This window comes from Pseudomonas sp. Q2-TVG4-2 (assembly GCF_013620795.1).
In the GTDB taxonomy this organism is placed as follows: Bacteria; Pseudomonadota; Gammaproteobacteria; order Pseudomonadales; family Pseudomonadaceae; genus Stutzerimonas.
This window is the reverse complement of sequence record NZ_LGLW01000001.1, coordinates 822,325-848,904: the sequence shown is the minus strand read 5'-3', so window position 1 is coordinate 848,904 and position 26,580 is coordinate 822,325. Positions and strand designations below refer to the sequence as shown.

The following is a 26,580-nucleotide window of genomic DNA, read 5'->3' as shown; positions in this document are numbered from 1 at the left end:
CAGGTGACGCATGACCCGTGAAAAACCCAAGAACCTTTGGCTCTCCCGCTGGGGCTTCATTCTCGCTGCGACCGGTTCGGCCGTCGGCCTCGGCAATATCTGGAAATTTCCCTACATTACCGGCGAATACGGCGGTGGCGCTTTCGTGCTGATGTACCTGGCGTGCATCCTGGCCATCGGCATTCCGGTAATGATGACCGAGATCGCCATCGGCCGCCGCGGCCGTGGCAGCCCCATCGACGCCATAGGCCGTGCAGTGCGCGAGAACGGCAGCAGTCCGTTGTGGAAGGGCGTCGGCGGCATGGCCATGGCGGCCGGCTTCCTGATTCTCTGTTTCTATGTAGTGGTGGCCGGCTGGGCGTTTGCCTATACCGTCAAGATGCTCGACGGCTCGCTCGCGGCCAGTTCCGTGGATGGGCTGGCGCAGGTGTTCGAGGCGCACAACGCCAATCCCTGGCAGCTTGGCGGTTGGAGTGTACTGGTGGCGTTGCTGACGCTATGGATCGTGGCCAAGGGCGTGCAGCAGGGCATCGAAAGTGCGGTGCGCTGGATGATGCCGGGCCTGGCGGTGATGCTGCTGATCCTGGTCGGCTATGCCTTTACCAGCGGCGGCTTCGATCAAGGGTTCGCCTTCCTGTTCAGCTTCGATACCTCCAAACTCACCGGTGAAGCGCTGCTGGCCGCGCTCGGCCATGCTTTCTTCACCCTGAGTCTGGCGTCCGGCGCCATCCTCACCTACGGCTCCTACATCCCTGACGGTCAATCCATCGCACGGACCACCTTCATGGTCGCCATCGCCGATACCTGCGTGGCGCTGCTGGCGGGCCTGGCGATCTTCCCGATCATCTTTGCCAACGGCATGGACCCGACCGCCGGCCCCGGTCTGATCTTCATGAGCCTGCCGCTGGCCTTCCAGCAGATGCCCTTCGGTACGCTGTTCGGCACGCTGTTCTTTGCCATGGTGTCGATTGCGGCGCTGACGTCGGCGATTTCGATGATCGAGGCCACCGTGGCCTACCTCAACGAAAAACATGGCATCAGCCGTCTCAAGGCCGCCATGGGTGCAGGCACCGTACTGCTGGTGATCAGCCTGCTGGCGATGCTCTCGTTCAACCTGATGGCCGGTTGGACGCCGATGGGCAAGAACTTCTTCGATTGGCTGGACTACCTGACCTCGCGTTGGATGATGCCGCTGGGCGGAATTTTCATCGTGATCTTCGCCGGCTACGTGCTGCGCAGCGAGATCATGCGTGATGAGCTGGATCTGCCACCGCTGGGTTACGCGCTGTGGCTGTTCATGGTGCGCTATGTCTGCCCGGTGCTGATCACCATGGTCTTCCTGCATGCCCTCGGCTGGCTGGGCTTCGACCCACTGGCGCGCTGGTACTGGATTGCCGGCGCCATCGGTGCGCTGACCATCCTCGGCGAGGGTCTGCGTCCACGCGTCATGCCGGCGCTGGCCGGGCGATAAGTTCGCCCACCGATCTGGTGGGTAGCAGAACGGCACATTCGGCAACGGGTGTGCCGTTTTTGTTTGTGGCGAAAGGCCAGTCAGCGAAGTGATACGGGATGTGTCAGATACCGCGCCGGAACCGCTGAAACGCACGGCTTACGGGGGCTCTGGCCAATTCCGACGACGCCTCTGGGTTAAAGATCCGTTGGCTCCAGCCGACACCACGGGTGTAACGCAACGATGCTCACCCAGGCCAGGGATTGCCGATTCGATCAGATCCGATCCGGACTTGCCCCATGCCTAGCCGTCTCAAATTCAGCCACAAGATTCTCCTGGCCGCGTCACTCGTAGTGATCGCGACCTTCACTTTGTTCACGCTCTACAACGATTATCTGCAGCGCAACGCCATCCGCGACAACCTGGAAAGCTACCTGGAGGAAATGGGCGAAATTACGGCTCACAACATCCAGAACTGGCTCTCCGGCCGCATCTTGCTGGTAGAAGGCGCTGCGCAGACGATCGCCAACGACAGCTCGAACGAGCGAGTGATCCAGCTCCTCGAGCAGCGAGCACTGACCTCGACGTTCAACTTCGTTTATCTCGGCGATCAGGATGGTCAGTTCACCATGCGTCCTGAGGACGACATGCCAGCCGACTACGACCCACGCACCCGGCCCTGGTACAAGGATGCGGTGGCGGCTGGCGGCACGACTCTGACCGAACCCTATGTCGATGCGGCGACCGGCCAGTTGGTCGTCACCGTTGCAACACCGGCGAAAAGTTCGAATCGGACAATTGGCGTGGTTGGTGGCGACCTGGGCCTTAAGGCACTGGTGGACATCATCAATACGCTAGATTTCGACGGCATGGGCTATGCCTTCCTGGTCAGTGATGATGGCAAAGTCCTGGTGCATCCGGACAAGACCCAGGTGATGAAGTCGCTGCGCGATCTCTATCCGGAAAATACCCCGGCGCTGAGCCGTGGTGTCAGCGAAGCAAAGCGCGACGGCGAGACCCGTATTGTCAGCTTCAGCCCTGTGGGCGGGTTGCCTTCGGTGAGCTGGTATGTTGGTGTCTCGGTGGATAAGGACAAAGCCTATGCCGCGTTGTCCAGCTTCCGTACCACGGCGGTACTCGCCACCGTCATTGCCGTGGTTTTCATTATGCTGCTGCTGGGCATGCTGATCCGCGTGCTGATGCGCCCGCTGACTGACATGGGTCAAGCGATGGAAAACATCGCTGCGGGCGAGGGCGACCTCACGCGCCGGCTCAAAGTCGAGTCGAACGATGAATTCGGTGTTCTGGCCATGGCGTTCAACCGGTTCGTCGAGCGTATCCACGGCTCGATCCGGGATGTGTCATCGGCCACCGAACAGGTCAATGAGGTCGCCAAACGTGTGCTGACGGCTTCCAATTCGTCCATGCAAAACTCAGATGAACAGGCCAGCCGAACCAACAGCGTGGCGGCGGCGATCAATCAGCTTGGCGCGGCTGCCCAGGAGATCGCCCGCAACGCGGCTGATGCCTCGCAGCAGGCCAGCGGTGCCAGCCATCAGGCCGAAGATGGACGCACGGTGGTGGAGCAGAACATCGAGGCGATGAAGCAACTGTCGAGCAACATCAGCGCGTCCTGTGCACAGATTGAGGCCCTTAACAGCCAGACCGTCGGCATCGGCCAGATCCTCGACGTGATCAAGGGCATCTCCGAGCAGACCAATCTGCTGGCGCTCAACGCTGCCATCGAAGCAGCACGCGCCGGGGAAGCCGGGCGCGGGTTTGCGGTGGTCGCCGACGAGGTGCGCAGCCTGGCGCATCGCACCCAGGCCTCGGCACAGGAAATCCACGGCATGATCGAGAAGCTGCAAGTCGGCGCGCGTAATTCGGTCGCCACCATGACCGAAAGCCAGCGCCAGAGTGAAGCCAGCGTGGGCATCGCCAACCGTGCCGGCGAGCGCCTCAGTAGCGTGACTCAGAGCATTGGCGAGATCGATGCGATGAACCAATCGGTGGCCACCGCCACGGAAGAACAGACTTCGGTGATCGAGTCGCTGAACATGGACATCACCGAGATCAACACCCTCAACCAGCAAGGTGTGGAAAACCTGCAGTTGACCCTGCGCGCCTGTGGCGACCTCGATCAGCAGGCTGCGCGGCTGAAGCAGCTGGTGGGTAGCTTCCGGATCTGATTGGTTCGGTGTCATAGGGGCGCTTCGGCGCCCTTTTTTGTGGGCGCTGGTGGGCTTTTTTAGGCTGGCCTATTGTCGGGGTTGGCTGAGGCATTGGTTTCGCCCTGCTGGGCGACTCGCTTTTTTCAAACGTCGGATGGCCGGCCCCAAAAAAGTAAGCAAAAACGCTTGCCCCTGCATCCGGCCCCGGCTTCGCCGGTGACGTTCCAGGGGGCTCTCGCGGCATCCGTGCCGCTCAACCCCTTCCTCGCCACCTGCGCTCGGCCTCCAGAAAGGGCCGATTCGGTGGTGCCTGATGGGTCGTGCAACGAAGCGGTTGTACGGCCCTGCCGTAGGGTGGTAACGCGAAGCTTACCCACCGATTTTCACGGGCGCAGGTAGCTTCCGGTCCCGTGTCGGTCTCGGTGGAAAATGCTTCGCAGTTTTCCGCCCTACAACTCGCCACGCAGCACGAAGAAGGTACACGGGCCACGCCAATCGATCGATTCCATTCACCCATGGTCGAGATGAACCACGGCCCGCGATCGAAGGGCCCCAGATAACAGGAGATTCCATGAAAGTTCTCATCGTGCTGACATCTCACGACACACTCGGTGACACCGGCAAGCCGACCGGCTTCTGGCTGGAGGAATTCGCTGCGCCTTACTACGTATTCAAGGACGCCGGCGCCGAGATCGTCCTGGCCTCGCCGAAGGGTGGGCAGCCACCACTCGATCCGAAGAGCGACGAACCGGATGCGCAGACCGAGATGACCCGGCGATTCAACGACGATACTGAAGCCAGATCATTGCTGGCCAGCACTCGCAAGCTGGGAGATGTATCTGCGCAGGATTTCGATGCGGTGTTCTATCCCGGTGGTCACGGCCCGATGTGGGACCTCTCCGCCAGCCCGACATCGATTGCGTTGATCGAGTCCTTCATCAAAGCGGGCAAACCGGTGGCTGCGGTCTGTCACGCGCCGGCGGCTCTGGTCGGGGTCCGTGGCGAGGATGGGGAATATCTGGTCAAGGGCAAGCGAGTGACTGGTTTCACCAACACCGAGGAGGAAGCCGTGCAGCTCACCAAGGTGGTGCCCTTTCTGCTGGAAGACAAACTCAAGGAGCTTGGCGGTGAGTACAGCAAGGGTCCGGACTGGTCGTCCTACGTGCTGGTCGATGGCCTGCTGGTCACCGGGCAAAATCCCGCATCGTCCGAAGAGGGCGCACGAGAACTGCTCAAACTGGTGAAGACCGGCTGATGACCCTTCAGCTTGGCCGGCCGCTCGGCCAGGTCAGGGAATCGGCCTGAGCGCAGGCTTCGAACAGTGGCTTGCTGAACAGGTAGCCCTGCATCAGGCTGATCCCCAGGTCGTGCAGGGCACTGTACTCATCCCAGGTTTCCACGCCTTCGCCAATCACCTTGATGCCCAGTTCCTGACACATCGCAACCGTCGCCCTGACGATGGCCTGACGCGCGCAGCTCTGGTCGATGCCACGGATCAGTTCCATATCCAGCTTGATGATGTCCGGCTGGAAATCGGCGAGCAGGTTGAGACCGGCGAAGCCGGCACCGAAGTCGTCTATGGCGGTGAGGAAGCCGATGCGCTGGTACTCGCGCAGTACCTCGGCCAGCCACTTGGCATCGCTAACGCGCTCGCCCTCGACGGTCTCGAAGATGATCCGCTCGACCGGAAAACCATGGGCGCGAGCCGCTTCCAGTGTCGAGCGAATGCACAGCTCTGGCCGGTAGATGGCGTTGGGCATGAAGTTGATCGACAGCCTGCTTTGCATCTCGAGTTTGGCGGCCATTTTGATCGCCTTGACCCGACAGGCCTGGTCGAAACGGAAACGGTTATCCCCGGTCACCTGCGACAGCACACTGGGTGCCGGCTCGCCACCGGTACCGCGCACCAGCGCTTCGTGAGCGAAAATCTGGCGCGCCTCGATGTCGATGATCGGCTGATAGGCGTAGCTGAAGCTAAAACCGAGGCGCTCGCCGCTGGCACAGCTAGGGCATCCTCCATGTTCACCGGCCGAATGGCAGGCGTACTCATGGGGAGCAGGATTATCGACAGTGTTGCTGTGGATCATGGGCGAGCTCGTTCGAAACCTGTTGCTGGAAGATAGCGGCCGCCCCGGCTGGCGCTGACGCCCGTTCATCACCGGACCGGCCAGTCACTGCGGAACAGCTCATCAGGCGTCATAGTAGGTGAGAAATCTAGCGCTGTAATGGCTAGTTGCTATGATTGATTGTTCCAGTTTGAGTTCCGCATACGCTCTCAAACGCCACGCTGTTCTACCCGGCTGGCAGCGTCACATGATGAGCAACGCTTGCCTGCGCCGGACTTTGTTCTCAGGTGCGGTGGCACGGTATGGCCTCCGTTGGGGCGCAGGTGACGGGAAAGCTGGTGGAGAGCGCCTCGACTGCAAGCGCCTGGTCGAAACGTCAGCGATGTCCACTGTCGATGCATGGCCCTCCTATCACCCGGTGCGGCAGGTAGGCTGTGGCCGCCCCGATCTTCGAGCTCTGCTCAGACCACTACACGTGCGATCGCCGCTGCGAGTTGATCCAGACGTTCGGCATCCAGGCCGGCGATATTGGCGCGCCCGCTTTCCACCAGATACACGGCGTCCTCGGCGCGCAGACGCAACACCTGCTCGGCAGTCAGGCCGGTGTAGGAGAACATGCCGCGCTGGCGGGCGATATGCGCGAAACGCTCGGCCAGTCCGTGCGGTGCGAGGGCTTCGACCAGTCCCTGGCGCAACCCGGCGATGCGCTCGCGCTTGGCCGCGACCTCCTGTTGCCAGAGTTGGCTCAGTTCGCTGTTGGCCAGGATCGTTGCCACCACCGCGGCGCCGTGGGCGGGGGGCGTTGACCAGAGGTTTCGCGCCACCGAGGCGAACTGGCTGCGTACGTCGATCAGCGACTGCTCGTCGGCGGTGATCGCGATCAGTGCACCGGTGCGCTCGCGATAGAGCCCGAAGTTCTTCGAGCAGGAGCTGGTGATCAGCACTTCTGGCAGCGCTTCGACAAATAGCCTCACGGCCCAGGCGTCCTCGTCCAATCCGTCACCGAAGCCCTGATAGGCGAAGTCGAACAATGGCAGCAGCTCACGCTTGCGGACGATTTCCAGCACCTGGCGCCAGTCGTCCTGGCCCAGGTCATAGCCGGTAGGGTTGTGGCAGCAGGCGTGCAGCAAGACCACGTCGCCGGCCGGAATGTGCTCCAGTGCGGCGAGCATCGCCGGCACGTCCAGCTGGTTCTGCGCGTTCACGTAGGGGTAGTGCTCGACAGTGAGTCGAGCTGCGGCGAACAGGGTTTCGTGGATCGGCCAGGTCGGGTCGCTGAGCCAGAGACTGCGACCCGGCAGGCACTTTGCGATGAAGTCACCAGCCAGCCGCAGCGCACCGGTGCCGCCGGGTGTCTGGGTGCAGCCGGCACGGTTTTCGATCAAGGCGGGCGAGCTTTCGCCAAGGACCAGGCGCAGCAGTTGCTCGCCGAATAGAGGATCACCATGGCCACCGATGTAGCTCTTGGTCTTTTCGCTGTCGATCAGCCGTTGCTCGGCCAGTTTGACCGCCTTGGGGATAGGCGTCAGGCCTAGGGCGTCCTTGTAGACGCCGACGCCCAGATCAAGCTTGGCTGGGTTCGGGTCGGCGCGGTAGGCGTCGAGCAAGCCCAGAATCGGATCGCCGGGGACCCGAGCCACATCGCGGAAATGCTTCACTTGCGGCCCTCAGCGGTTTTGGCGACCTCGTCGGTGCGCGCGGCCATGATGAAATCGTTGCGATGCAGGCCCTTGATCGAGTGGCTCCACCAGGTGACGGTGACCTTGCCCCACTCGGTGAGCAGACCTGGATGGTGACCTTCAGCTTCGGCAATTTCGCCAACGGCATTGGTGAAGGCCAGGGCGTGGCGGAAGTTCTTGAACAGGAAAACTTTCTCCAACTCCATGTGGCCATCGCGGGTCTCGATGTTCCAGTCCGGGATCTGCTTGATCAGTTCGGCCAGTTCGTCATCGGAAACCTTGGGAGCGTCGGCGCGGCAGGCTTCGCAGTGGGCTTGGGTGAGAGCAGTCATGGTTTGGTCCTTGATCGGTTGGTTAAAAAGCATGGTTCGTGAGCAGCGTAGGGTGGAAAACCGCGAAGCGTTTTCCACGCGTCGGTTTGGGCCATCACGATGCCGAGCGGCGATGCCGTCCGAAGCGGTAAACGCGTGGATGAGCCTCCGGCGTCATCCACCCTACGCCGCTTTTGGCGGAAACTTCGGCTGGTGCAGGCCCAGCTGCATGGCGTGGCGCACGTGCGCCATGATGTCTTCGTGGGCCACATCGAACAGCCGCTTGAGCTCCGGCAGGATGAAATAGACCGGCTGCAGGATGTCGATGCGATACGGCGTACGCATTGCTTCGACCACATCGAATGCTTGGTGCTCGGGCTCATCAGAGAGGCTGTAGAGCGTTTCCTTCGGCGAGGAGAGGATGCCACCGCCATAGATACGCCGGCCGGCGGGTGTATCCACAAGGCCGAACTCGATGGTCATCCAGTACAGCCGCGCCAGATAGACGCGTTCTTCCTTGCTCGCTTTAAGGCCAAGCTGGCCATAGGTGTGGGTGAATTCGGCGAACCAGGGGTTGGTCAGCAACGGGCAGTGGCCGAAGATCTCATGGAAGATGTCCGGCTCCTGCAGGTAGTCCAGCTCTTCCGGGGTGCGGATGAAGGTGGCCACCGGAAAGCGTTTGCTCGCCAGCAGTTCAAAAAAGGTCTGGAAGGGAATCAACGCGGGTACCCGTGCCACTTGCCAGCCGGTGGTGACTTGCAGCACACGGTTGACCTCGTCCAGTTGAGGAATGCGATCACGGGGCAGGGCGAGCTGTTCGATGCCATCCAGGTACTCCTGGCAGGCGCGGCCGTCGAGCAGCTTCAGCTGGCGCTCGATGAGGGTCTGCCAGACAGCATGTTCGGCGTCCGGGTAGTGAATCTGGCCTTGCGCATCCGATTCGCGGGCGACGTATTTCGTAGCTTTCATCTGACCTCCTGAGCGGGATGGCCGCGTAAGTCTTGTTGTTATGGATGCCTCATCTGATCGCGTTGAGCCCCCTATGACGAGCCGTGCGCGGCCGAGCTGCGGCAGTTCGCTCCGGTTATCCGTAACGAAATAATTACGATGTGGCGAGATTGCATGAAAATCGCCTTGCTCGCCGTCATGCCTGTCAAATAATCTTGACGAAAATCAACGGCGATCCGCAGAAAGTCCGTCGCCGGTCATAACAACAAGCCCAAAGGCACCCTTGCATGCGTATCAAGATTCTTTGTCAGAACCGCATCGGCATCCTTCGGGACATGCTCGAGCTGCTGGTGGATTACGGCATCAACGTCGCGCGCGGCGAAGTCGGCGGCGAGCACGGCAATGCGGTCTACCTGCATTGCCCCAACCTGATGAACCTGCAGCTGCAGGCGCTGCGGCCGAAGATCGAGGCGTTGCAAGGCGTGTTCGAGGTGCGCAAGGTCGGGTTGATGCCCAGCGAGCGTCACTCGCTGGAACTCAATGCGCTGCTCGGCGCGCTGGAATTTCCGGTGCTGTCCATCGACATGGCCGGCGCCATCGTTGCCGCCAACCGCGCGGCGGCGCAGCTGCTCGGCGTGCGGGTGGATGAGGTGCCGGGCATGAGCCTGTCGCGCTACGCCGAGGATTTCGACCTGCCGGAGCTGGTGCGGGCGAACAAGGCGCGGATCAACGGCCTGCGGGTGACCATCAAGGGTGACGTGTTTCTCGCGGACATCGCCCCGCTGCAATCGGAGCACGACGACCGTGAGGCGCTGGCCGGCGCAGTCCTCACGTTGCATCGTGCCGACCGCGTCGGCGAGCGCATTTACAATGTGCGCAAGCAGGAACTGCGCGGCTTCGACAGCATTTTCCAGAGTTCGAAGGTGATGGCCGCCGTGGTTCGTGAAGCCCGGCGCATGGCCCCGCTGGACGCGCCGTTGTTGATCGAAGGCGAGACCGGTACTGGCAAGGAGCTGCTGGCACGTGCCTGTCATCTGTCCAGTCCACGCGGGCAGTCGCCGTTCATGGCGCTGAACTGCGCCGGCCTGCCGGAATCCATGGCCGAGACCGAGCTGTTCGGCTATGGCCCGGGTGCCTTCGAAGGCGCACGTCCCGAAGGCAAGCTCGGCCTGTTGGAGCTGACCTCGGGTGGCACGCTGTTTCTCGATGGCGTGGGCGAGATGAGCACGCGCTTGCAGGCAAAACTGGTGCGCTTTCTCCAGGACGGTTGCTTCCGTCGGGTCGGCAGCGACGAGGAGGTCTACCTGGACGTGCGGGTGATCTGCGCGACTCAGCTGGACCTGTCCGAGCTCTGTGCCAAGGGCGAATTCCGCCAGGATCTTTATCACCGCCTCAACGTGCTGTCGCTGCATATTCCGCCACTTCGCGAGTGTCTGGACGGGCTGGAGCCATTGGCGCTGCACTTTCTCGATCAGGCCAGCCGGCAGATCGGTTGCGCCCTGCCGAGCCTGTCAGCGCAGGCGCTGGAACGGCTGGCCGCCTACCACTGGCCGGGCAATGTGCGGCAGCTGGAGAACACCCTGTTTCAGGCAGTTTCGCTGTGCGAGGCCGGGGTGATCAAACCGGAACACATACGCTTGCCGGACTACGGTACGCCAAAGCCACTGGGCGAGTTCTCCCTGGAGGGCGATCTGAATGGCATCGTCGGGCGCTTCGAGAAGGCGGTGCTGGAGGCGCTTTACCAGCGTCACCCGAGCAGCCGCCTGCTGGGCAAGCGCCTGGGCGTTTCACACACCACCATTGCCAACAAGCTGCGTGAGTATGGGATTGGCAGGGAGGGTTGAGGCTGCAAAATTGCGGGGCAATAAACGCCCCGGATCGCGAGCAAGCTCGCTCCTACGAAGAGTGAGCCGTGGCGTGTTGCATCTAATGCACCGCCTGGGTCACGGCGTCGATCAGCGCCTGCAGATCAATTGGCTTGCGCAAATGCAGGGTAAAGCCTGCGGCCTTGGCCATCTCCACGTCGCGCAGGGTCCCGTAACCGGTCAGGGCGATGCTCGGGGTCTCGGCGTTGGTGGTGCCGCGGCGTATCTCGCTCATCATTTTGTGGCCGTCGATGACCGGCATGCCGATGTCGGAGACGATCACGTCGAAGCGAGTGGTCTCGGCCTGCTGGATGCCCTGCGCGCCGCCGTTCGCGGTCGCCACGTTGGCGCCTTCGCTTTCCAGCAGTTCGCACATGGTGTCGAGGATGTCCGGTGAGTCGTCCACCAGCAGAATGCGGATGCCCGCCAGTCCGCCGGCCTCGCTGGCGTTGGCCATCTCGCTGAGCTCCAGTTCGGTCTGCAAGTGCATCGGCAGCCAGACACTGAAGCGTGCGCCCCGGCGAAGCCCTTCGGAGAACGCATCGATACGGCCACCGTGTGCCTCCACCAGCTGCTTGACCAGGGCGAGGCCGATCCCCAGGCCATGCTTGGAGCGCTGGGCGTGCTGCATTTCGGCTTGGCCGAACATGTCGAAAACCTTAGGCAGGAAATCTGCAGAAATCCCTTCGCCGGTATCGATCACGTCCAGCCGGGCCTGATCACCATCGCGCTCCAGTTGCATGCAGATGCGCTCGCCGCCCTTGGTGAACTTCCAGGCATTGTTCAGCAGGTTCCAGATGATCTGTTCGAGCCGCGTGGCATCGGCGTGGACAAAGATCGGCTGTTCCGGCTTGAAAGTCTCGAAAGTAACGCCTTCGACCTGGGCCAGTGGACTGAATACTGCTTCGATGCCCTTGAGCACATCCTGGTACTGCAGCGTGGCGAAGTTGAGTTTGAGCTTGCCGGTACGGATGCGAGAGACGTCCATCAGATCGTCGATGATCCGCGACTGGCTGCGCACCGCATTCTGGATCGCCTGGGTGGCCTTGCTCAGGCCTGGTGCACTTTTGGCCGCCTGGGAGCGTGAGATCAGATCCGTGTTGAGCTGGATGAGGTTGAGCGGGTGCTTGAGCTCATGAGAGAGCACCGCAAAGAATTGATCTTTCTGCTGATTGGCCGCCTGGGTAATCTCCAGTTCGCTTTGCTGATCGTTGCTACGCTGGCGATCCTCAGTCACGTCGCGGGCAATCTTGGCGAAACCTGTCACCTTTCCGGCCTGGTCCACCAGCGGATTGACCAGGCCACTGAAGAAGCACTGCGTGCCATCCCGGCGTATATGCCATCGTTCGTCGGCGGCCTGCCCCTGCTCCAATGCGCGTTTACGCTCGGCTTCCGGCACCCCGGTTAGACGGTCCGCCGCGGTGTAGATCATGTCGATGCACTGACCGATCGCTTCTTGCTCGGTGTAGCCAAAGATGTGTTCGGCGCCGACGTTCCAGGTGGTGATGATGCCGTCGCAGTCCAGGGTGATGATGGCATAGCCCTTGGTGCTCTGCGCCAGTAGCTTCAAATGGGCCTCGCCGGCACGCACCCTCTCTTCGGCGCGGCGGCGGTCGGTGATGTCGATGAAGGTCAGGACCGCTCCCTGGATACGATCATCCAGGGTCCGGTAAGGCAGAACCCGCGCCAGGTACCAGCGATTCCCGTCGCGGTTGCTGATCTCGCGCTCGACCAGGTGGAGCGCTTCGAACGCCTCGATGGCGTCCTTGTGCAATTGCGGATAATCGAGGCGATGGGTGATGTCCAGCAGCGAGCGTCCGGCGTCGTTGCCGATCACGTTGAAGATGTCGCGCACTCGAGGGGTGAACCACTTGATGCGCATCCTGCGATCGACGAACAGTGTGGCGATGTCGGTCGAGGAGATCAGATTCTGCAGGTCGTCGTTGATCTTGCTGGTTTCGTCGACCTTGGTTTTGAGTTCGTAGTTGACCGTCGTGAGCTCTTCGTTGATCGATTGCAGCTCTTCCTTGCTGGTTTCCAGTTCCTCCGTGGCCGAGCGCAGCTCTTCGTTGATCGCCTGCAGCTCCTCGTTCGAGGCGCGGAGTTCCTCGGTGGAAGTTTCCGAGTGCTCCATCGTCACCTGCAGCTGTTCCTTGGTCTGCTGCAGTTCGGCTTCCAGCTGGGTGAGTACGCTGTCCTTGGTATCGGCGTTTGTCAGTGTGTTGCTATCCATGGTGTCTTCGACTTCATCGAAGATCACCAGCATGTACTGGCCACCGGCTTCGTTATCGCGGAACGGTCGCACCACCATGTTCACGTAATAGTGCCGGCCGTCGCGCTCCAGCCGCACCCGCCGCGCCTCGATGCTTTTACCGGTATGGGTGGCTTGGTAGAGCGCCGTGCGCAGCTCGAGGCGGAGTTGCGGATGGACCAGCGTGGTCAGGTTCAGCGAGGGCTCGCCGCCGACATAGCGCAGGAAATTCCCGGCTCGGTCGGACATATGCACGATCTCGGCCTCGTGATTGACGATCACGCTGGGCGGGGCGTATTGCTCGAGCGCCCGCTGATGCACATCGGCAAAAGAGAATTTCCGGTTGCGCCTGGGCGGTTCGTTGCGCGGTGCCACGTTCAGCGGGGTGGCGGTGATAGGCTGGAATGGGCCTGCCGGCGCGCGGCGAAGATTGGAGGCGACGTTCTTGGCCCGGTAGATGCGGTTTTTCTTGTCCACCGGCTCGAACAGCTGGCTGCAGGCGTCCGCCGTTTCGGAACTGCCGAGAAACAGGTACCCGCCGGCGTTGAGCGCAAAATGGAACATGCGCAACACCTCGACCTGAATGTCCCGGTCGAGGTAGATCATCAGGTTGCGACACGAGATCAAATCAAGCCGGGAAAACGGCGGGTCTCGAAGAATGTTGTGACGAGCGAACAGGATGCGTTCGCGCAACTCCTTCTGCATGCGGTAGTGGTTCTGTTCCTTGATGAAGTACTGACGCAGGCGGGCGGGCGCAACGTCGGTCACGATAGCTTCGGGATAGACGCCGGTGCGGGCGGTCTCCAGGGAGCGATCATCAATGTCGGTGGCGAACACTTGCAGATGAACCTCGGCGCTGGGCCCGCTGATGTGGGCTTGATCTGAGAAGAGCATGGCCAGCGAATAGGCCTCCTCTCCAGACGAGCACGCCGCAGACCAGATTCGCAGGGACTTGTCCTCGGAGTCTGCCTTCCGCTCGAACAGCGCCGGAATGATGTCGCGTTCCAGCGCCTCGAACGCTTCTCGGTCGCGGAAAAAATTGGTCACGCCGATCAGCATGTCCGCCAGCAGTGCCGGGGTTTCCTCGGGACGATCCTGCAGGTATCTGGCGTAGCTGGGCATGTCGCGCAGGGCATTGACCTGCATTCGCCGCTCGATGCGGCGCAATACCGTAGCGAGCTTGTAGTGCCGGAAGTCATGGCCGGTGCGGGTGCGAAGCGACGCGAGTATCGCCTGCAGTGCCCGTTCGTTGGGTTTGGACTGGGTGTGCTCAAGCTTGCCTTGGGTTTCACCCGCCTGCTCGGTCTCGCCGGGCGAGGGTATCGGTTGCTGATGTGCTAGCAGTGCTTTCATATTGAGCGCCAGCTCCACCAGCCGCTGCGGCATTTCCGCCACCGGCAGTACGATATCGACCATGCCGGTTTCGATGGCGCTGAGCGGCATCGAATCATACTCGGCATCTTCCGGGCGCTGCGCCAGGGTGATGCCGCCCTGTTCCTTGATGCGCGAAAGCCCGACCGAGCCATCTGCACCGCTGCCGGAAAGCACAATGCCTACCGCGTGGCTATGGTGGACATCGGCCAGTGCGCGGAAGAACAGATCGATGGCCACCTGCGGCCCGCGTTCGCGGGTGGGTGTCACCAGGCGCAGATAGCCATCATTCATCGACAGATCCATCGCCGGCGGTATCACATAGACGTGGTTTTGCTCGATGGGCACCGGTTGGTTGACTTGCAGCACGCGCATCCGGGTGGCGTTCTGGAGGATCTTGTCCGCATTGCTTTCGTGCTTGGGCGACAGGTGCATGATGACCACGAAAGCCATGCCGCAGTCGCTGGGCATCTGCTCGAAAAACGTGATCAGCGCTTTCAGGCCACCAGCCGAGGCGCCAATGCCAACCACGGGATAATCCAGCGTGCTCCGGGCCAAGCGGGTGTTCTTCGGCGTGGAAGGCTCGGGGCTATTCATCGGTTCCTCGGCGTGGTGATCCGGCGTTTTCGTGTTCTGGCGGCATTTGAAGAAGACAGCAGACCCGTTGTGCGAATTCCTTCCTCCGGCGTCTGACATGCAGAGGATGATAAAGCGTGAGGGTGTCGATTGCCGCTATGTGCGTGAATCGATGAGCATGACCCTTTCAGCACTCGATGATGTTGACCGCCAGCCCGCCACGGGCGGTTTCCTTGTACTTGCTCTTCATGTCGGCGCCGGTCTGGCGCATGGTGCGGATGACCTTATCCAGCGAGATGAAATGGCTGCCGTCGCCGCGCAGTGCCATACGCGCCGCGTTGATGGCTTTGACCGCGCCCATGGCGTTGCGCTCGATGCACGGCACCTGCACCAGCCCGCCAACCGGATCGCAAGTCAGTCCGAGGTTGTGTTCCATGCCGATTTCCGCGGCGTTCTCGACCTGTCTTACCGTACCACCGAGTACTTCGCACAACGCCCCCGCACCCATCGAGCAGGCCACGCCGACCTCGCCCTGACAACCTACCTCCGCTCCGGAGATGGACGCGTTTTCCTTGTACAGGATGCCGATCGCCGCCGCGGTGAGTAGAAAGCGCACCACGCCGTCCTCGTTGGCGCCACGGATGAAACGTGCGTAGTAATGCAGCAGTGCCGGGATGATGCCCGCTGCGCCATTGGTGGGCGCGGTCACCACCCGACCGCCGACGGCATTTTCCTCGTTGACGGCCAATGCGTACAGGTTGACCCAGTCCAGCACGTTGAGCGAGTCGCTCAGATTGGCTTCTGGATGTTCGCTGAGTTGCCGGTACAGGCCGGCGGCGCGCCGCTGGACCTTCAGGCCGCCGGGCATCACGCCTTCGGTGCGGCAGCCGGCCTTGACGCAATCCTGCATCACCCGCCAGATTTTCAGCAGGCCGGCGCGGGTATCGGCTTCCGGGCGCCAGGCGGCCTCGTTGGCCAGCATCAGCTCACTGATGGAGAGCCCGTGTTCGCCGCAGAGCGCCAGCAGTTCGGCGGCGCTGTGAAAGGGGTAGGGCAGTGGCGTGCTGTCTTCGACGATGCGATCGTTGCCGGCGGCCTGTTGGTCGACGACGAACCCGCCACCCACCGAGTAGTACTCGCGGCTGCGCAGTTGAAGCCCGGCCGCATCGAAGGCGCGGAAGATCATGCCGTTGGGGTGGAAGGCCAGCGGTTTGCGGATGAACTGCAGGTCGCTGCTCGTATCGAAGCGAATGCTTTTTTCACCCAGCAGGCGCAGCTCGCGAGATTCACGCATCGCTGCCATGCGCTGTGGGATGGTGTCGGTATCAACCTCCTCGGGCAGGTCGCCTTCGAGCCCGAGCAGCACCGCCTTGTCACTGCCGTGGCCCTTGCCAGTGGCGCCGAGGGAGCCGTACAGCTCGACTCTCAGATGCTCGCTGGCGCCCAGCAGATCGTCACGCTTTAGCCCTTCGGCGAAGCGCAACGCCGCGCGCATCGGCCCCACGGTGTGCGAACTGGACGGTCCGATGCCGATCTTGAACAGGTCGAAAACGCTGAGTGACATGCGGTGCTCCAGGTGAATAGGCTTTGTATTCATCCTAGACCGCCGGAAAATTTCTGAACGCCGTAAATGAATGTTCGCCATGCCGCTTACCGCGTTTTTCGGGGCGGGACCGGTCAGCAGGTTCGGCAGATGCCGGGGCTGCCCTCCACCGGGCGGCGCTTCGTCATGGCGAGTAAAAAAGGCACGCCCACGCGCTGAATATGACCGAGCAGAGCGGCGCTCAGCGAGTCGCCGCCGAGCCGCCCCATGGGTTGGCTTCCAGGCTGTTGTGTACCCCAGTGGCCGCCTGTGCGGCCTGACCGATGGCGACGCTGATCTGTTTCAGACCCATGGTCACGTCGCCGATGGCATAGAGTCCGCGTACCGACGTCTGCAGGTGATCGTCGACCCGCACACCGCCACATTCATCGCACTCCGCGCCCAGCTGCAGAACCAGTTCCGAGCGAAAGCGTGCGCCGAGGCTGGGGTAGATGATATCGAAGTGATGGGTGTCGCCGCTGTGGGTGATCAACTCGATACCCGTTTCGCAGGGGTGCAGCGCTTCAACGCGGTCGCTGATCAGGCGGATGTCATAGTGTTCGGCCAGCGCGATGGCTTGATCACAGGCATCCTGCTCGCCGTGTACCACCACCGTGACGCGGTCGCTGAAGGTGCGCAGGAACACTGCGTGGCTGATGGCGTTTTCCGCCTCGCCATAGACCGCGACGTTGTCGCCATCGACTTCATAGCCGTCGCAGATAGCGCACAACCGCACCTTGCCTTCAGCGATCGCCTGCTCGACCTCCGGCATATCCGGCAGTGTGTCCTCGATGCCGGTGGCGAGGATGATTCGCCGGGTGACGCAGGTTCGATCGCCGTAGCGCACGCTGAACCCGTCCGCATGCGGCTCGATGTGCTCGACCCGGCCGTGCTCGAGTCTGGCGCCGTAGCCGCTGGCTTGCTCGCGCAGGCGTACGAGGAGATCGTTGCCGTTGATCCCCGGGGGGAACCCTGGATAGTTGTGGGAACGTGGAATCCATGAAGCTCGGCTGGAGCCGGCGTCTACCACCAGGCAGCTGCGGCGAAAGCGGGCCAGGTAGAGCGCAGCGGTCAGCCCGCCCGGGCCGCCACCTACGATCAGGCAGTCGATCAGGGTAGGTTGTGGTGAGTGTTGGTTCATGGCGTTGCCCGTCGGCTTGTGGTTGCCTGTAGAAGCGGCCGATGGCGGGAAGTTCTGTTTGCCCGATCAATGCAATGTGCTGTTTTGAGAGCTGGTTGGACTTTCTCGCGCTTGTATCAGGTGCGCCTATGACCAAGACTCTCGCTTTCGTGCGATACCGCTCTAGCATCGGTGTTTTACAATACCGCATTCCAATAAAGGCCAGCCGCCGGCGCTCCGTCGCCGTGATGAGCGGGCCATCCAAGTTCGACATGGATCCGCCGCGCAGCCGCGCGAGTCGAGACCTATCGCAATCGATAAACCACCCGAACGGTGCTCACGAAGCGCCCGATTCGAGCTTTTCCCGTGGGGGGCAGATGTTCAAGTCTTGTGTTGCTGCGCTAATCGCAGTCCTGTGTTGGTTGAGTACCCCGGCTGTAGCAGCCGAAGGAGAGCCCTTCGTCATCAAGTTCGCCCACGTGGTGGCCGATGACACGCCCAAGGGCAAGGGTGCCTTGTTGTTCCAGACGCTGGTACACGAGCGCCTGGCCGGCAAGGTAAAGGTCGAGGTCTACCCGAACTCGACGTTGGTCGGCGATGCCGACGAGATGCAGGCGTTGCTTAGTAATGAGGTCCAGATGCTGGCGCCGTCGCTGTCCAAGTTCGGCAAGTACACCAAGAAGCTGCAAGTGTTCGATCTGCCGTTCCTGTTCGACGATCAGGCCGCCGTTCAGCGCTTTCAGAAGCGCGAGACGAGCCGTGACCTGCTGCGCTCCATGGCCGATTCGGGTATCTATGGTCTGGCCTATTGGAACAACGGCCTGAAGCAGCTTTCCGCTACGCAGGCGCTGCGCTTGCCTGAGGACGCCGCCGGGCTGGCATTCCGTATTCAGCCATCGGCCGTGCTGGAAGCGCAGTTCAATGCGGTTGGCGCAAAGCCGGTGGTGCTGCCCTTCGCCGATGTTTACAAGTCACTCAAGGCGGGCGTCGTCCAAGGCGCGGAAAATCCCTGGTCGAACATTGTCAGCCAGCAGATGCACACCGTTCAGCCGTTCATCACCGAGAGCAACCACGGCGTGCTCAACTATATGCTGGTGACCAACTCGAAGTTCTGGATGAGCATGCCATTTGCGGTGCGTTCAGAGCTCGAAGGTATCGTTCTGGAAGTGACCCAGGCAGTAAACCGCGAAGCCGCGGCGCTGAATCAGCGCGATCGCGACCGGATTTTCGCCAGTGGCAGCAGCAAGCTGGTCACGCTTACGCCCGAGCAGCGCCAGGCCTGGCGCGAGAAGATGATGCCGGTGTGGAAATCCTATGAAGCGGAGATCGGCGTCGATGTGATCCGCGCCGCGCTGACGGTCAATCGCAAGCACTGATCCGTCTCACAGCTCGCCGGCATAACAGGTCGGCGAGCTCGGCGCACTCCGTCGCTCCAGCTGTTCCTCCTGCCATTCGGCCAGTACTCGCGCGTTGTTCTGCTGCTCGTCGCGAGCGGGATGGATGATACTGAGCCTGTCGAGAAAAACATTTCTACGCCGCGGTCTTCGCGGCGAAGGCCTCGCCACCGATCGATAGCACCGGGTTGTTCGTAGCACAGCGCCTGCGCACCAGGCGCGGAAGCGTGTGTTTGTTGCCTGCAGCGAGGGCGTGACCGGCAGCGGGCAGGTCGGCGATGCCGACATCAGCGGCGTGCTGGTTCCTATCCGGTGAGGGCCGCCTGTACCGGCCACGGCGCCGGAGCGGCGCTACATCAACTGACCAGCGACGGCAAGCCCCCTACTCGCAAATGACGGTTCTGAGATTGTCGATGCCGGTCTTGGCCGTTAAGCATCGGACCCTGGCTGTTAGCATTATCGAGCAGAGCCCTTTGTACGTGTGTGTTGACGTGCCAACCAAGAATAAGGAGAACGGCAGGTGGCAACTAATCTCGGACAAGACACGGCAGCGTCCGTGGAGAGTATCCCCGCGCCGACCGGAGCGGCCAATCTGATCGACACCGACTACGTCATCGGTCAGGACAATATCAAGAGCAGGTTTCTGGATATCCACAGCAAGGTGTTCAGCATTTCTGCGCTGACCATTGTCGTGTTCGTGATCCTGACGCTCGTCTTGCAAAAAGAGGTCGAGCCACTATTCACCGCCGTGCGCGACTGGCTGACCGGCAACCTGGCCTGGTTCTTCCTCGGTTCGGCGAATATTTTCGTCCTGCTGTGCCTGGGGCTGATCCTTTCTCCGCTGGGCAGGGTGCGCCTGGGCGGCAAGGAGGCGACCCCGGATTACTCCTATACGGGCTGGTTTTCCATGCTGTTTGCCGCCGGCATGGGCATCGGCCTGATGTTCTACGGCGTGGCCGAACCCATGTCGCATTTCTCCACGGCCATGGGCGGAACCACTGTGGAAAACGGTGTACGCACCGACTGGGCTCCGCTGGGCGCCGCTGCGGGCGATGCCCAGGCGGCCGCCAGCCTGAGCATGGCCGCCACCATCTTCCACTGGGGTCTGCATCCCTGGGCGATCTACGCCATTGTGGCCTTGGCGCTGGCGCTGTTCTCCTTCAACAAGGGGTTGCCGCTGAGCATCCGCTCGATCTTCTACCCACTGCTCGGTGAGCGGGTATGGGGTTGGCCGGGCCATGTGATCGATATCCTGGCGGTATTCGCCACCCTGTTCGGTCTGGCCACCTCGCTGGGCCTGGGTGCCCAGCAGGCGGCGGCCGGCCTCGAGTTCCTGTTCGGTATGCCCAATACCGACACCAGCAAGGTGCTCCTGGTTACCGGTATCACCCTGATCGCCCTGATGTCGGTACTGGCCGGGTTGGACAAGGGGGTCAAGCGCCTGTCGGAAATCAACATGGTGCTGGCCCTGCTGTTGCTGCTGTTCATCATCGTCGCCGGGCCGACCCTGGCGATCGTCACCGGCTTCTTCAGTAACCTGGGCAGCTACCTGGTACACCTGCCGGCGCTGTCCAACCCGGTCGGCCGCGCCGACGCCAACTTCAGCCAGGGCTGGACCGCGTTCTATTGGGCCTGGTGGATCAGCTGGTCGCCGTTCGTCGGTATGTTCATCGCCCGGGTCAGCCGCGGCCGCACCGTACGTGAATTCTTAATCTCGGTGTTGCTGGTGCCGTCGCTGGTCTCGGTACTGTGGATGACCGCGTTCGGCGGCACAGCCTTGGGGCAGTTGGCCACCGATGGCTTCACCGGGGTGCAGGATGCGGCGTTGGAATTGAAACTGTTTGCCATGCTCGGCGAGCTGCCGCTGACCCAGATCAGTTCCTTTATCGGAATCGTATTGGTGGTGGTGTTCTTCGTCACCTCGTCGGACTCGGGTTCCCTGGTGATCGACACCATCACCGCTGGCGGCAAGATCAACGCACCGGTGCCGCAGCGGGCCTTCTGGGCGGTCCTTGAAGGCGTGGTGGCCGTCGCCCTGCTGCTCGGCGGTGGCCTGGCCGCTCTGCAGGCCATGGCGGTGTCCACCGGCCTGCCGTTTACCATCGTTCTGCTGGTGGGCTGCGTGTCTATCGTCAAAGGCTTGATGAGTGAGCCACGCTAGCCTGGCTTAGGCATTTGCGGCGCATCCGATTGCGGCTGCGCCCTGATCGCCCTTTACCCAGACAGTGAGCATGATGTCGAAGGCGCGACCGTTAGCGGTCGCGCCTTTTCAGTTCCAGAGATCGCCCACCGCCGTCGTCGGCGGATAGTGCCTGGCCGTCTGCGCCTGCAGCAGCTCGGCGGTGGCCAGGGCATCGGTCAGGGCATGGTGGGCCTGGTAGAGCGGCAAGCCATAGCGCAGACGGCTATCGGCCAGGCGGATCGATACCGGCGGCTGCTTGCCGAGTAGCTGGCGCAGCCAGTCCGATCGGCGCCGGCGCGGGTGCAGGCACGCTTCCAGCTGCATGGTGTCGATCACCGGGAATTGCAGCCCTTCACCGAGCAGGTGGCGCACTGCCTGGTCGAGAAAGCCCCGTTCGATGTTGCGGTAGTGCACCACCACGATCTTGCCGGCCATGACGGTGAGCAGTTCGTCGAGCACGTTGGCCAGTCTCGGTGCGTCGCAGACATCCGAGTGGGTGATGTGGTGGAAGGTGACCGACTGGCTGCTCAGTTCGCATACCGGTTTGACGACCCAGTAGCTGGCCTCACGGCAGCGGATGCGGCGCAGGTCGAAGGGCACCAGGCCGAGGCTGACGATCGAGTCGCGATGGCTATCCAGGCCGGTCGTCTCGACGTCCAGTGCCAGCAAGGGCGCCTGCTCTAGCGGCGTGTCGGCGCTCACCGTGCCGGCTTGATAAAAGCGCGCCAGGCGTGGATCACGGGCCGTCTGCGCCAGCTCGGTGAATAGGCCTGGCCAGTCAGGGGCTGCCGAGGGTCCGTTACGCCTCATAGCGGTCGGTTTGGGTGTTGGCCGGGGTAGCGGAAGCGCAGGAACTGCTGCGCATTGCTCAAGACCTGGAAAGCCGACTTTAGGTTGTGCCGCTCGTTGGCGGAGATCTTTTCCGGTTCTATGTAGTTGTCCGGTTCGCGTCCTTCTAGCAGGTCCATGGCCTGATGGCGGATGCGCACGATCGAGAGGAACTCCAGGGCATTGCGCAGCTGGGTGATGGCGTCTTCGGTCAGTAACTTGGTGGCGGCGATGGCATCCAGGCGTTCCAACGAGTTCTGGGCCTTGGAGCCGACAGCCAGCGCGTGCACCCGGATCAGGTCGGTCAGTGGCGCGGTGCCGCGCCCCTTGAGGTTGATGATGTTGTTCTGCTGGCCATCCTTCTCCATCACGAAGGTGCGGAAGAAGCCCAGCGGCGGCGTGCGGTTGAGCGCGTTTCGCGCCAGGTAGGCGAGAAACAGCGGGTTGCCGCTGGCTTTCTGCGCGATCAGGTCCTTGAGGTTTTCCACCAGCCCGGCCTCGCCGTAGGCGCTGTCGAGGTCAAAGAAGATGTTGCTGTTGAGCAGGGTTTCCGGGTTGGGTTTCTCGATCCATTGGGTGAAATAGCTTCTCCAGACCCGCAACGGCTGGCGCCATTTCGGGTTGCTCGCCATGATCCCGCCCTTGCAGTAGCTATAGCCACAAGCCGCCAGGCCGTCGCTGACGAAACTCGCCAGCTGGAGGAAGTATTCGTCGTGGATTCGCGGATCGAAGCGGTTGTCGAGCACCAGAGCGTTGTCCTGGTCGGTGACGATCAGCTGCTCGTCGCGCGCCATCGATCCCAAAACCATGTAGCAGTAGGGTACCGGGGGCGGCCCCAGCCGCTGCTCGGCCAGCTCCAGCAGGCGATGAGTCAGGCTGCGGCCGATCCCCGACATGGCGCTGCCGATCATGTGTGCGGTGGCTTCTTCGTTGACCATGCGCAGGAAGGTGGCGCGCAGGTCCGGCAGCAAAGCCTGCAACTCGGCCACCGATTGCTTATTGAAAATGCTGTTTACCAGGTACAGGCTGCTTTGCGATTCATACTTGATGATGTCCGACAGGTTGATCACCCCGACCGGGCGCTGACGATGCATCACCGGCAGGTGATGGATGTTGTGGCGCAGCATGCACAGCATCGCTTCGAATACCGAGTCGTCGGCCTGGATGGTGATCGGGTTGGGCGACATCACCTCGTCGACCGGGGTATCCAGCGGCAGACCTTCGGCCATTACCCGGATGCGTAGGTCGCGATCGGTGGTGATGCCGGCCATTATCTGAGTGCTGGGCGACTCGGCGGCGGTCGCCGGCGGGCCGAAGATTACCAGCGAAGAGACGCCATGTTCGGTCATCACCTGTGCCGCCTCCTGCACGCTGGTGCCTAGCGGCACGCTCACGGTGCGTCGGGTGACCAGCTTGCGCACCTTGATCTTCATCAGCTCGCTGGCCTTGCCCTGAGGTTCTTCCACCTTCAGGCGCGACTGGCCCTCGGCCTCGACGAAGTCGGCGAAGGCGTCATTGGCCTCGCACAGCTGCTCGAACAGTTGGCCAGGGATGAAGTAGATCAGGCTGTCTTCGATCGCCCGTGCCGGCAGACGCACCTTGTGTCCGCGTAGCAGGCCGAACTGGCCAAATACCTCACCCTCGGACAGGCGGTTGTACAGTTCGCCGTTGCGCCGGTAGATCTCCACCGCGCCGCTGCGGATGTAGTGCAGTTCCTCGATCGGTTCGCCGTAGCGGAGGATATCGCTACCGGCCTTGAAATAGCCGACCTCGACCTGCCGGGCGATCTCGTCGAGGGTATCGTCCGGCAGCCCGTCGAAGGGGGCGAAGCGACTCAGGTGGTCGCGTATCTCGAGCAGCTCGACCTGCATTCGGGTCCCCAGGCGCACGTTTGTTGATGCATTGAACCATAGCCGCGGCGCCCGCCGTCGACGCGAGTCGCTGGCAGGCAGCCGCGTGTCGCTCGCTGGCGTCGCTCAGGCTCGCTTGGGCAGTGGCGTAAGCATGATGCCGGTGTGGCATCTCCATGAGGCGGAGGTCGGCGCCGAGGTGATCCGCGCCGCGCTGCGCCTCATTCGCGAGAACTGAAGCCTCACGCCATTCGCTCGCCGGCATAGCAGGTCGGCGAGCTCGGCGCACCCCGTCGCTCCAGCTCTTCCTCCAGCCATTCGGCCAGTACCCGCGCGTTGTTCTGGAGCTCATCGCGAGCGCCATAGACCAGCGTAAGCGGGCCGCGCGCGGCGATTTCCAGCAACGGCCACCAGTGCTCCGGGTGGCCTGCCAGCTCCCGGCGATAGTCGTCTCGAAAGTCCTTGAAAGCCTTTTCGTCTGCTTTGAAGGCTCGGCGCAGCTCGGTCGACGGCGCCAGATCCTTGCACCACTCATCCAGCGCCAGGGCTTCCTTGCGAATGTTTCGCGGCCAGAGGCGATCGACCAGCACGCGATATCCATCGCTGGCTTCGCAGGGTTCATAGGCGCGTTTGCAATAAATCACTCGGCAGGCTCCGTACGGGTTGGAAACGATGAAAGCAATGGCTGCTCAGCAGCGCGTATACGTGGGCGAGTGATGGTTAAATTATCTTTGCCGCTGGCCAATGGCATGGTTTATATGCGCCGGTAGCGGGCTTAGCAAGGCAGTAGGGGACGACCTATATCGCTTTGAAGGCGGCGGCGCCATGGGCGTGCCGTTGCTGCACAGCGAATTGGCCAGTTCATGTCGCCGTGCTCTGGCTGTGGCTGTTGTCGAGGGCGTTTCGCTTACGGCGTGCTCCGCAGTCGTCTGGCGTATTTCACGTGAGAACGAAACTGTAACGACGAAAAGAGCATGATCGATGCTACCAGCGCCTAATGGGTGATGGGACTCGAACAAGAACGCGATGGCGCGATGCTGGCGCTTTTCGCCGCATAAGCAGTGACAGCGGTCTGCTGTCGAGCACGGCGGCTGGTGCTGCGCTTCGAGGCTTCGATCAGTCGGTGCTTTCATACGTCCGGCCTGCATCGAGGCATGCCGGGTCACCAACAGGCTCATGCCGGTCACTGGACGGCGAAGCTACAACTCGATGAGGTAACAAAAAAATGATGGGTATCAGCATCTGGCAACTCCTGATCGTTCTGCTAATCGTAGTCATGCTGTTCGGCACCAAGCGCCTGCGCGGCCTCGGCACCGACCTGGGCGGCGCGATCAATGGCTTTCGCAAGTCGATGAACGGTGGTGAAGGTGCTGCGCCGAGCGAAACGGTAAAGCAGGAACTCAAATAGCGGCTAAAGCGGCGAGCGGGGCGGTTGATTTGATGCTTCCTACGCTCTCGTGTGAAAACCCGGACGGTGCACTCAACCCTCCGGGGTGGAGAGTGCTGCAGATAGGCGCGCCGACAAGAACGCAGGAGTCTGTTCTCAGCTAGCAGCAAAAATATTGCCCTTAGCAATCAATACTATTCATTGGCAGTGCCTCGTGGCTGCACCGACAATGTGCGCGCGATTTTGGCCGGTGCTCTTATTCAGTGCGCCGGACCGCCCTCTACGCTGCTGACGCGGCGCCCGGAGTATATTGCGGGCACCTAGCGCTATCGAATCAGCCCCAACACAAGCAGGAACCATGCAAGAACGCCTTCTCGACTGGTGCCGATCCTTTGTGCCCGCGCCGTTGTCGGCGCGTCCCGCTGAATGGCTGCGCGCCGCGGCTGGCATCGGGCTGGCACTGCTAATGGTCATTCCCCTCAGCGCCTGGGTCTTTGGCGTTTCGATCACCTTGCCTCTGGCGGCGCCGGCGGCTGCATCGGCAGTGTTGTTGTTCGTCGCCCCGTCGAGTCCCTTTGCCCAGCCGTGGTCGGTGATGGCCGGAAATCTGCTGGCGACCGCGATTGGCGTTGCGCTGGGCATCAGTGATCTGCCGGTGGCAACGGCCGCTGGTTTGGCCGGCGCCTTGGCAATCGTCTGTCTGTTCGGCCTGCGCTGCCTGCACCCGCCGGGTGCGGCGCTGGCGCTGGTGGCGGTGGTGGGCAGTCCGGAACTGCATGCCTACGGCTTTCAATTGCTCTATCCGGTGGCGTTCAATTCGCTGCTGCTGGTGGCGATTGCGCTGATTTACAACAACCTCAGCGGGCATGCCTATCCGAAGCCGCGCCCGCAGAAGGGCAACACTCATCACACGCACGATCCCCTCCCCAGCGAGCGCATGAGTTTCAGCGAAGACGACGTCGAGCGGGCGCTGGCGGATTTCGGCGAGTACGTGGATGTCACCCGTGACGACCTCGCCCTGCTGATCAAACAGACCGAGAAGCACGCGCTGCGGCGAAGCATGGGGGAAATCACCGCGAGCGATATCATGTCCCGCGATCTTTACTGGAGCACGCCGGATTGCACTATTCAGCGGGCCTGGCAGAGCCTGCGCGAACATCGCCTGCATTCTCTGCCGGTGCTCCAACCCGACACCCACCAGCTGGTGGGTATCGTGACCCTCGTTGACCTGCTCAAGCACTTCCGTCCAGCGCCGGCGCGCATCAACTTCGGGCAGCTGAAGTTTCTTCGCGGCGTCCACCTGCGCGCGATCATGAGTACGCCTGTGGTTTCAGTGACTGAAGAAACCCACATGGTCGATCTGGTGTTCATGCTTTCCGATCGTGGCCTGCATTGCTTGCCGGTGGTGGACGATCAGCAGCGCCTGGTGGGCATGATTACCCAGACCGACCTGATCGCGGCGCTCTATCGGAACTGGCTCAAGCACCTGCCTGACTGAGCCGGTAGTGCCTGACCACTAAACCCAGCAAAACAAGCAGAGCCCGGGCGA

At 62.0% G+C, this 26,580-nt stretch carries 19 protein-coding genes and 2 pseudogenes; 10 read left to right on the top strand and 11 right to left on the bottom strand.

Translation table 11 applies throughout. The features are described 5' to 3' along the window. Positions 1 to 10: 10 nt before the first annotated feature. The 4 genes and pseudogenes from H3028_RS04145 to H3028_RS04135 all read left to right on the top strand — a co-directional run bounded on the left by H3028_RS04145 (position 11) and on the right by H3028_RS04135 (position 4,876). Complete coding sequence (locus tag H3028_RS04145; RefSeq protein WP_181295788.1) at positions 11 to 1,471, top strand: sodium-dependent transporter; 1,461 nt, start codon at positions 11 to 13, stop codon at positions 1,469 to 1,471. A gap of 278 nt (positions 1,472 to 1,749) precedes the next feature. Beyond that, a pseudogene (locus tag H3028_RS21535) lies at positions 1,750 to 2,781 on the top strand (cache domain-containing protein); the annotation flags it as partial. Continuing rightward, positions 2,761 to 3,639: a methyl-accepting chemotaxis protein gene (locus H3028_RS21530; protein WP_375154392.1), complete on the top strand. Its 879-nt coding sequence runs from the start codon at positions 2,761 to 2,763 to the stop codon at positions 3,637 to 3,639. The pseudogene H3028_RS21535 and the gene H3028_RS21530, both read left to right, overlap by 21 nt. A 553-nt stretch (positions 3,640 to 4,192) precedes the next feature. After that, entirely contained in the window at positions 4,193 to 4,876 is a 684-nt protein-coding gene (locus H3028_RS04135) for a type 1 glutamine amidotransferase domain-containing protein (protein ID WP_181295786.1), read from the top strand. Positions 4,877 to 4,883: 7 nt separating this feature from the next. On the opposite strand, the gene H3028_RS04130 is transcribed toward H3028_RS04135, so the two are convergent. The 4 genes from H3028_RS04130 to phhA form a co-directional block, all read right to left on the bottom strand. After that, positions 4,884 to 5,708 (bottom strand): EAL domain-containing protein, encoded by an 825-nt coding sequence (locus H3028_RS04130; protein ID WP_181295785.1) that lies wholly within the window; start codon positions 5,706 to 5,708, stop codon positions 4,884 to 4,886. Positions 5,709 to 6,148: 440 nt separating this feature from the next. After that, positions 6,149 to 7,345, bottom strand: coding sequence for an amino acid aminotransferase (locus H3028_RS04125; protein ID WP_181295784.1), 1,197 nt, complete (start codon positions 7,343 to 7,345; stop codon positions 6,149 to 6,151). After that, positions 7,342 to 7,698, bottom strand: a complete 357-nt coding sequence (locus H3028_RS04120) for a 4a-hydroxytetrahydrobiopterin dehydratase (RefSeq protein WP_045430164.1) — start codon at positions 7,696 to 7,698, stop codon at positions 7,342 to 7,344. Before H3028_RS04120 ends, H3028_RS04125 begins: the two co-directional genes overlap by 4 nt. Positions 7,699 to 7,860: 162 nt before the next feature. Continuing rightward, the gene (gene phhA / locus H3028_RS04115; protein ID WP_181295783.1) at positions 7,861 to 8,646 is read right to left on the bottom strand and encodes a phenylalanine 4-monooxygenase; all 786 of its coding nucleotides are present in this window, start codon (positions 8,644 to 8,646) and stop codon (positions 7,861 to 7,863) included. A gap of 266 nt (positions 8,647 to 8,912) precedes the next feature. On the opposite strand from phhA, the gene H3028_RS04110 reads away from it, so the two are divergent. Continuing rightward, complete coding sequence (locus H3028_RS04110; protein ID WP_181295782.1) at positions 8,913 to 10,469, top strand: sigma-54-dependent transcriptional regulator; 1,557 nt, start codon at positions 8,913 to 8,915, stop codon at positions 10,467 to 10,469. A gap of 82 nt (positions 10,470 to 10,551) precedes the next feature. Here the strand turns inward: H3028_RS04110 and H3028_RS04105 are convergent, their stop codons facing one another. The 3 genes from H3028_RS04105 to H3028_RS04095 form a co-directional block, all read right to left on the bottom strand. Further along, positions 10,552 to 14,709 carry a CheR family methyltransferase gene (locus tag H3028_RS04105; protein ID WP_181295781.1) on the bottom strand — a complete coding sequence of 1,386 codons (4,158 nt, stop codon included), beginning with the start codon at positions 14,707 to 14,709 and terminating at the stop codon, positions 10,552 to 10,554. A 166-nt stretch (positions 14,710 to 14,875) separates the two neighbouring features. After that, positions 14,876 to 16,252, bottom strand: coding sequence for an L-serine ammonia-lyase (locus H3028_RS04100; RefSeq protein ID WP_181295780.1), 1,377 nt, complete (start codon positions 16,250 to 16,252; stop codon positions 14,876 to 14,878). Positions 16,253 to 16,472: 220 nt separating this feature from the next. Then, on the bottom strand, positions 16,473 to 17,411 hold the full coding sequence (locus tag H3028_RS04095) for an NAD(P)/FAD-dependent oxidoreductase (protein ID WP_181295779.1): 939 nt from the start codon (positions 17,409 to 17,411) through the stop codon (positions 16,473 to 16,475). Positions 17,412 to 17,767: 356 nt separating this feature from the next. Between H3028_RS04095 and H3028_RS04090 the strand changes: the two genes are divergently transcribed. Then, positions 17,768 to 18,766 carry a TRAP transporter substrate-binding protein gene (locus H3028_RS04090; protein ID WP_181295778.1) on the top strand — a complete coding sequence of 333 codons (999 nt, stop codon included), beginning with the start codon at positions 17,768 to 17,770 and terminating at the stop codon, positions 18,764 to 18,766. A 6-nt stretch (positions 18,767 to 18,772) separates the two neighbouring features. On the opposite strand, the pseudogene H3028_RS21205 reads toward H3028_RS04090, so the two are convergent. Beyond that, positions 18,773 to 18,901 (bottom strand): annotated as a pseudogene (locus H3028_RS21205) (DUF488 domain-containing protein); the annotation flags it as partial. A 403-nt stretch (positions 18,902 to 19,304) separates the two neighbouring features. On the opposite strand from H3028_RS21205, the gene H3028_RS04085 reads away from it, so the two are divergent. Further along, complete coding sequence (locus H3028_RS04085) at positions 19,305 to 20,945, top strand: BCCT family transporter (protein ID WP_181295777.1); 1,641 nt, start codon at positions 19,305 to 19,307, stop codon at positions 20,943 to 20,945. A 108-nt stretch (positions 20,946 to 21,053) separates the two neighbouring features. Here the strand turns inward: H3028_RS04085 and H3028_RS04080 are convergent, their stop codons facing one another. Continuing rightward, entirely contained in the window at positions 21,054 to 21,776 is a 723-nt protein-coding gene (locus tag H3028_RS04080) for a 3'-5' exonuclease (protein ID WP_181295776.1), read from the bottom strand. Further along, on the bottom strand, positions 21,773 to 23,665 hold the full coding sequence (locus H3028_RS04075) for a DUF294 nucleotidyltransferase-like domain-containing protein (RefSeq protein WP_181295775.1): 1,893 nt from the start codon (positions 23,663 to 23,665) through the stop codon (positions 21,773 to 21,775). The genes H3028_RS04080 and H3028_RS04075 overlap by 4 nt, the downstream gene beginning before the upstream one ends. Before the next feature lie 31 nt (positions 23,666 to 23,696). On the opposite strand from H3028_RS04075, the gene H3028_RS04070 reads away from it, so the two are divergent. Continuing rightward, positions 23,697 to 23,882 (top strand): hypothetical protein, encoded by a 186-nt coding sequence (locus tag H3028_RS04070; RefSeq protein ID WP_181295774.1) that lies wholly within the window; start codon positions 23,697 to 23,699, stop codon positions 23,880 to 23,882. A gap of 4 nt (positions 23,883 to 23,886) precedes the next feature. On the opposite strand, the gene H3028_RS04065 is transcribed toward H3028_RS04070, so the two are convergent. Further along, positions 23,887 to 24,288 carry a DUF488 domain-containing protein gene (locus H3028_RS04065; RefSeq protein ID WP_181295773.1) on the bottom strand — a complete coding sequence of 134 codons (402 nt, stop codon included), beginning with the start codon at positions 24,286 to 24,288 and terminating at the stop codon, positions 23,887 to 23,889. 584 nt (positions 24,289 to 24,872) lie between these two features. On the opposite strand from H3028_RS04065, the gene tatA reads away from it, so the two are divergent. Then, positions 24,873 to 25,052, top strand: a complete 180-nt coding sequence (gene tatA, locus H3028_RS04060; protein WP_375154391.1) for a twin-arginine translocase TatA/TatE family subunit — start codon at positions 24,873 to 24,875, stop codon at positions 25,050 to 25,052. 337 nt (positions 25,053 to 25,389) lie between these two features. Further along, on the top strand, positions 25,390 to 26,529 hold the full coding sequence (locus H3028_RS04055) for an HPP family protein (protein WP_181295771.1): 1,140 nt from the start codon (positions 25,390 to 25,392) through the stop codon (positions 26,527 to 26,529). Positions 26,530 to 26,580 lie beyond the last annotated feature (51 nt).

What these genes read in the sequence shown, in the direction of transcription:
- H3028_RS04145 (WP_181295788.1), top strand. Translation starts at nt 11, where the DNA reads ATGACCCGTGAAAAACCCAAGAACCTTTGGCTCTCCCGCTGGGGCTTC.
- H3028_RS21530 (WP_375154392.1), top strand. Translation starts at nt 2,761, where the DNA reads ATGGCGTTCAACCGGTTCGTCGAGCGTATCCACGGCTCGATCCGGGAT.
- H3028_RS04135 (WP_181295786.1), top strand. Translation starts at nt 4,193, where the DNA reads ATGAAAGTTCTCATCGTGCTGACATCTCACGACACACTCGGTGACACC.
- H3028_RS04130 (WP_181295785.1), bottom strand. Translation starts at nt 5,708, where the DNA reads ATGATCCACAGCAACACTGTCGATAATCCTGCTCCCCATGAGTACGCC.
- H3028_RS04120 (WP_045430164.1), bottom strand. Translation starts at nt 7,698, where the DNA reads ATGACTGCTCTCACCCAAGCCCACTGCGAAGCCTGCCGCGCCGACGCT.
- phhA (WP_181295783.1), bottom strand. Translation starts at nt 8,646, where the DNA reads ATGAAAGCTACGAAATACGTCGCCCGCGAATCGGATGCGCAAGGCCAG.
- H3028_RS04110 (WP_181295782.1), top strand. Translation starts at nt 8,913, where the DNA reads ATGCGTATCAAGATTCTTTGTCAGAACCGCATCGGCATCCTTCGGGAC.
- H3028_RS04105 (WP_181295781.1), bottom strand. Translation starts at nt 14,709, where the DNA reads ATGAATAGCCCCGAGCCTTCCACGCCGAAGAACACCCGCTTGGCCCGG.
- H3028_RS04100 (WP_181295780.1), bottom strand. Translation starts at nt 16,252, where the DNA reads ATGTCACTCAGCGTTTTCGACCTGTTCAAGATCGGCATCGGACCGTCC.
- H3028_RS04095 (WP_181295779.1), bottom strand. Translation starts at nt 17,411, where the DNA reads ATGAACCAACACTCACCACAACCTACCCTGATCGACTGCCTGATCGTA.
- H3028_RS04090 (WP_181295778.1), top strand. Translation starts at nt 17,768, where the DNA reads ATGTTCAAGTCTTGTGTTGCTGCGCTAATCGCAGTCCTGTGTTGGTTG.
- H3028_RS04080 (WP_181295776.1), bottom strand. Translation starts at nt 21,776, where the DNA reads ATGAGGCGTAACGGACCCTCGGCAGCCCCTGACTGGCCAGGCCTATTC.
- H3028_RS04075 (WP_181295775.1), bottom strand. Translation starts at nt 23,665, where the DNA reads ATGCAGGTCGAGCTGCTCGAGATACGCGACCACCTGAGTCGCTTCGCC.
- tatA (WP_375154391.1), top strand. Translation starts at nt 24,873, where the DNA reads ATGGGTATCAGCATCTGGCAACTCCTGATCGTTCTGCTAATCGTAGTC.
- H3028_RS04055 (WP_181295771.1), top strand. Translation starts at nt 25,390, where the DNA reads ATGCAAGAACGCCTTCTCGACTGGTGCCGATCCTTTGTGCCCGCGCCG.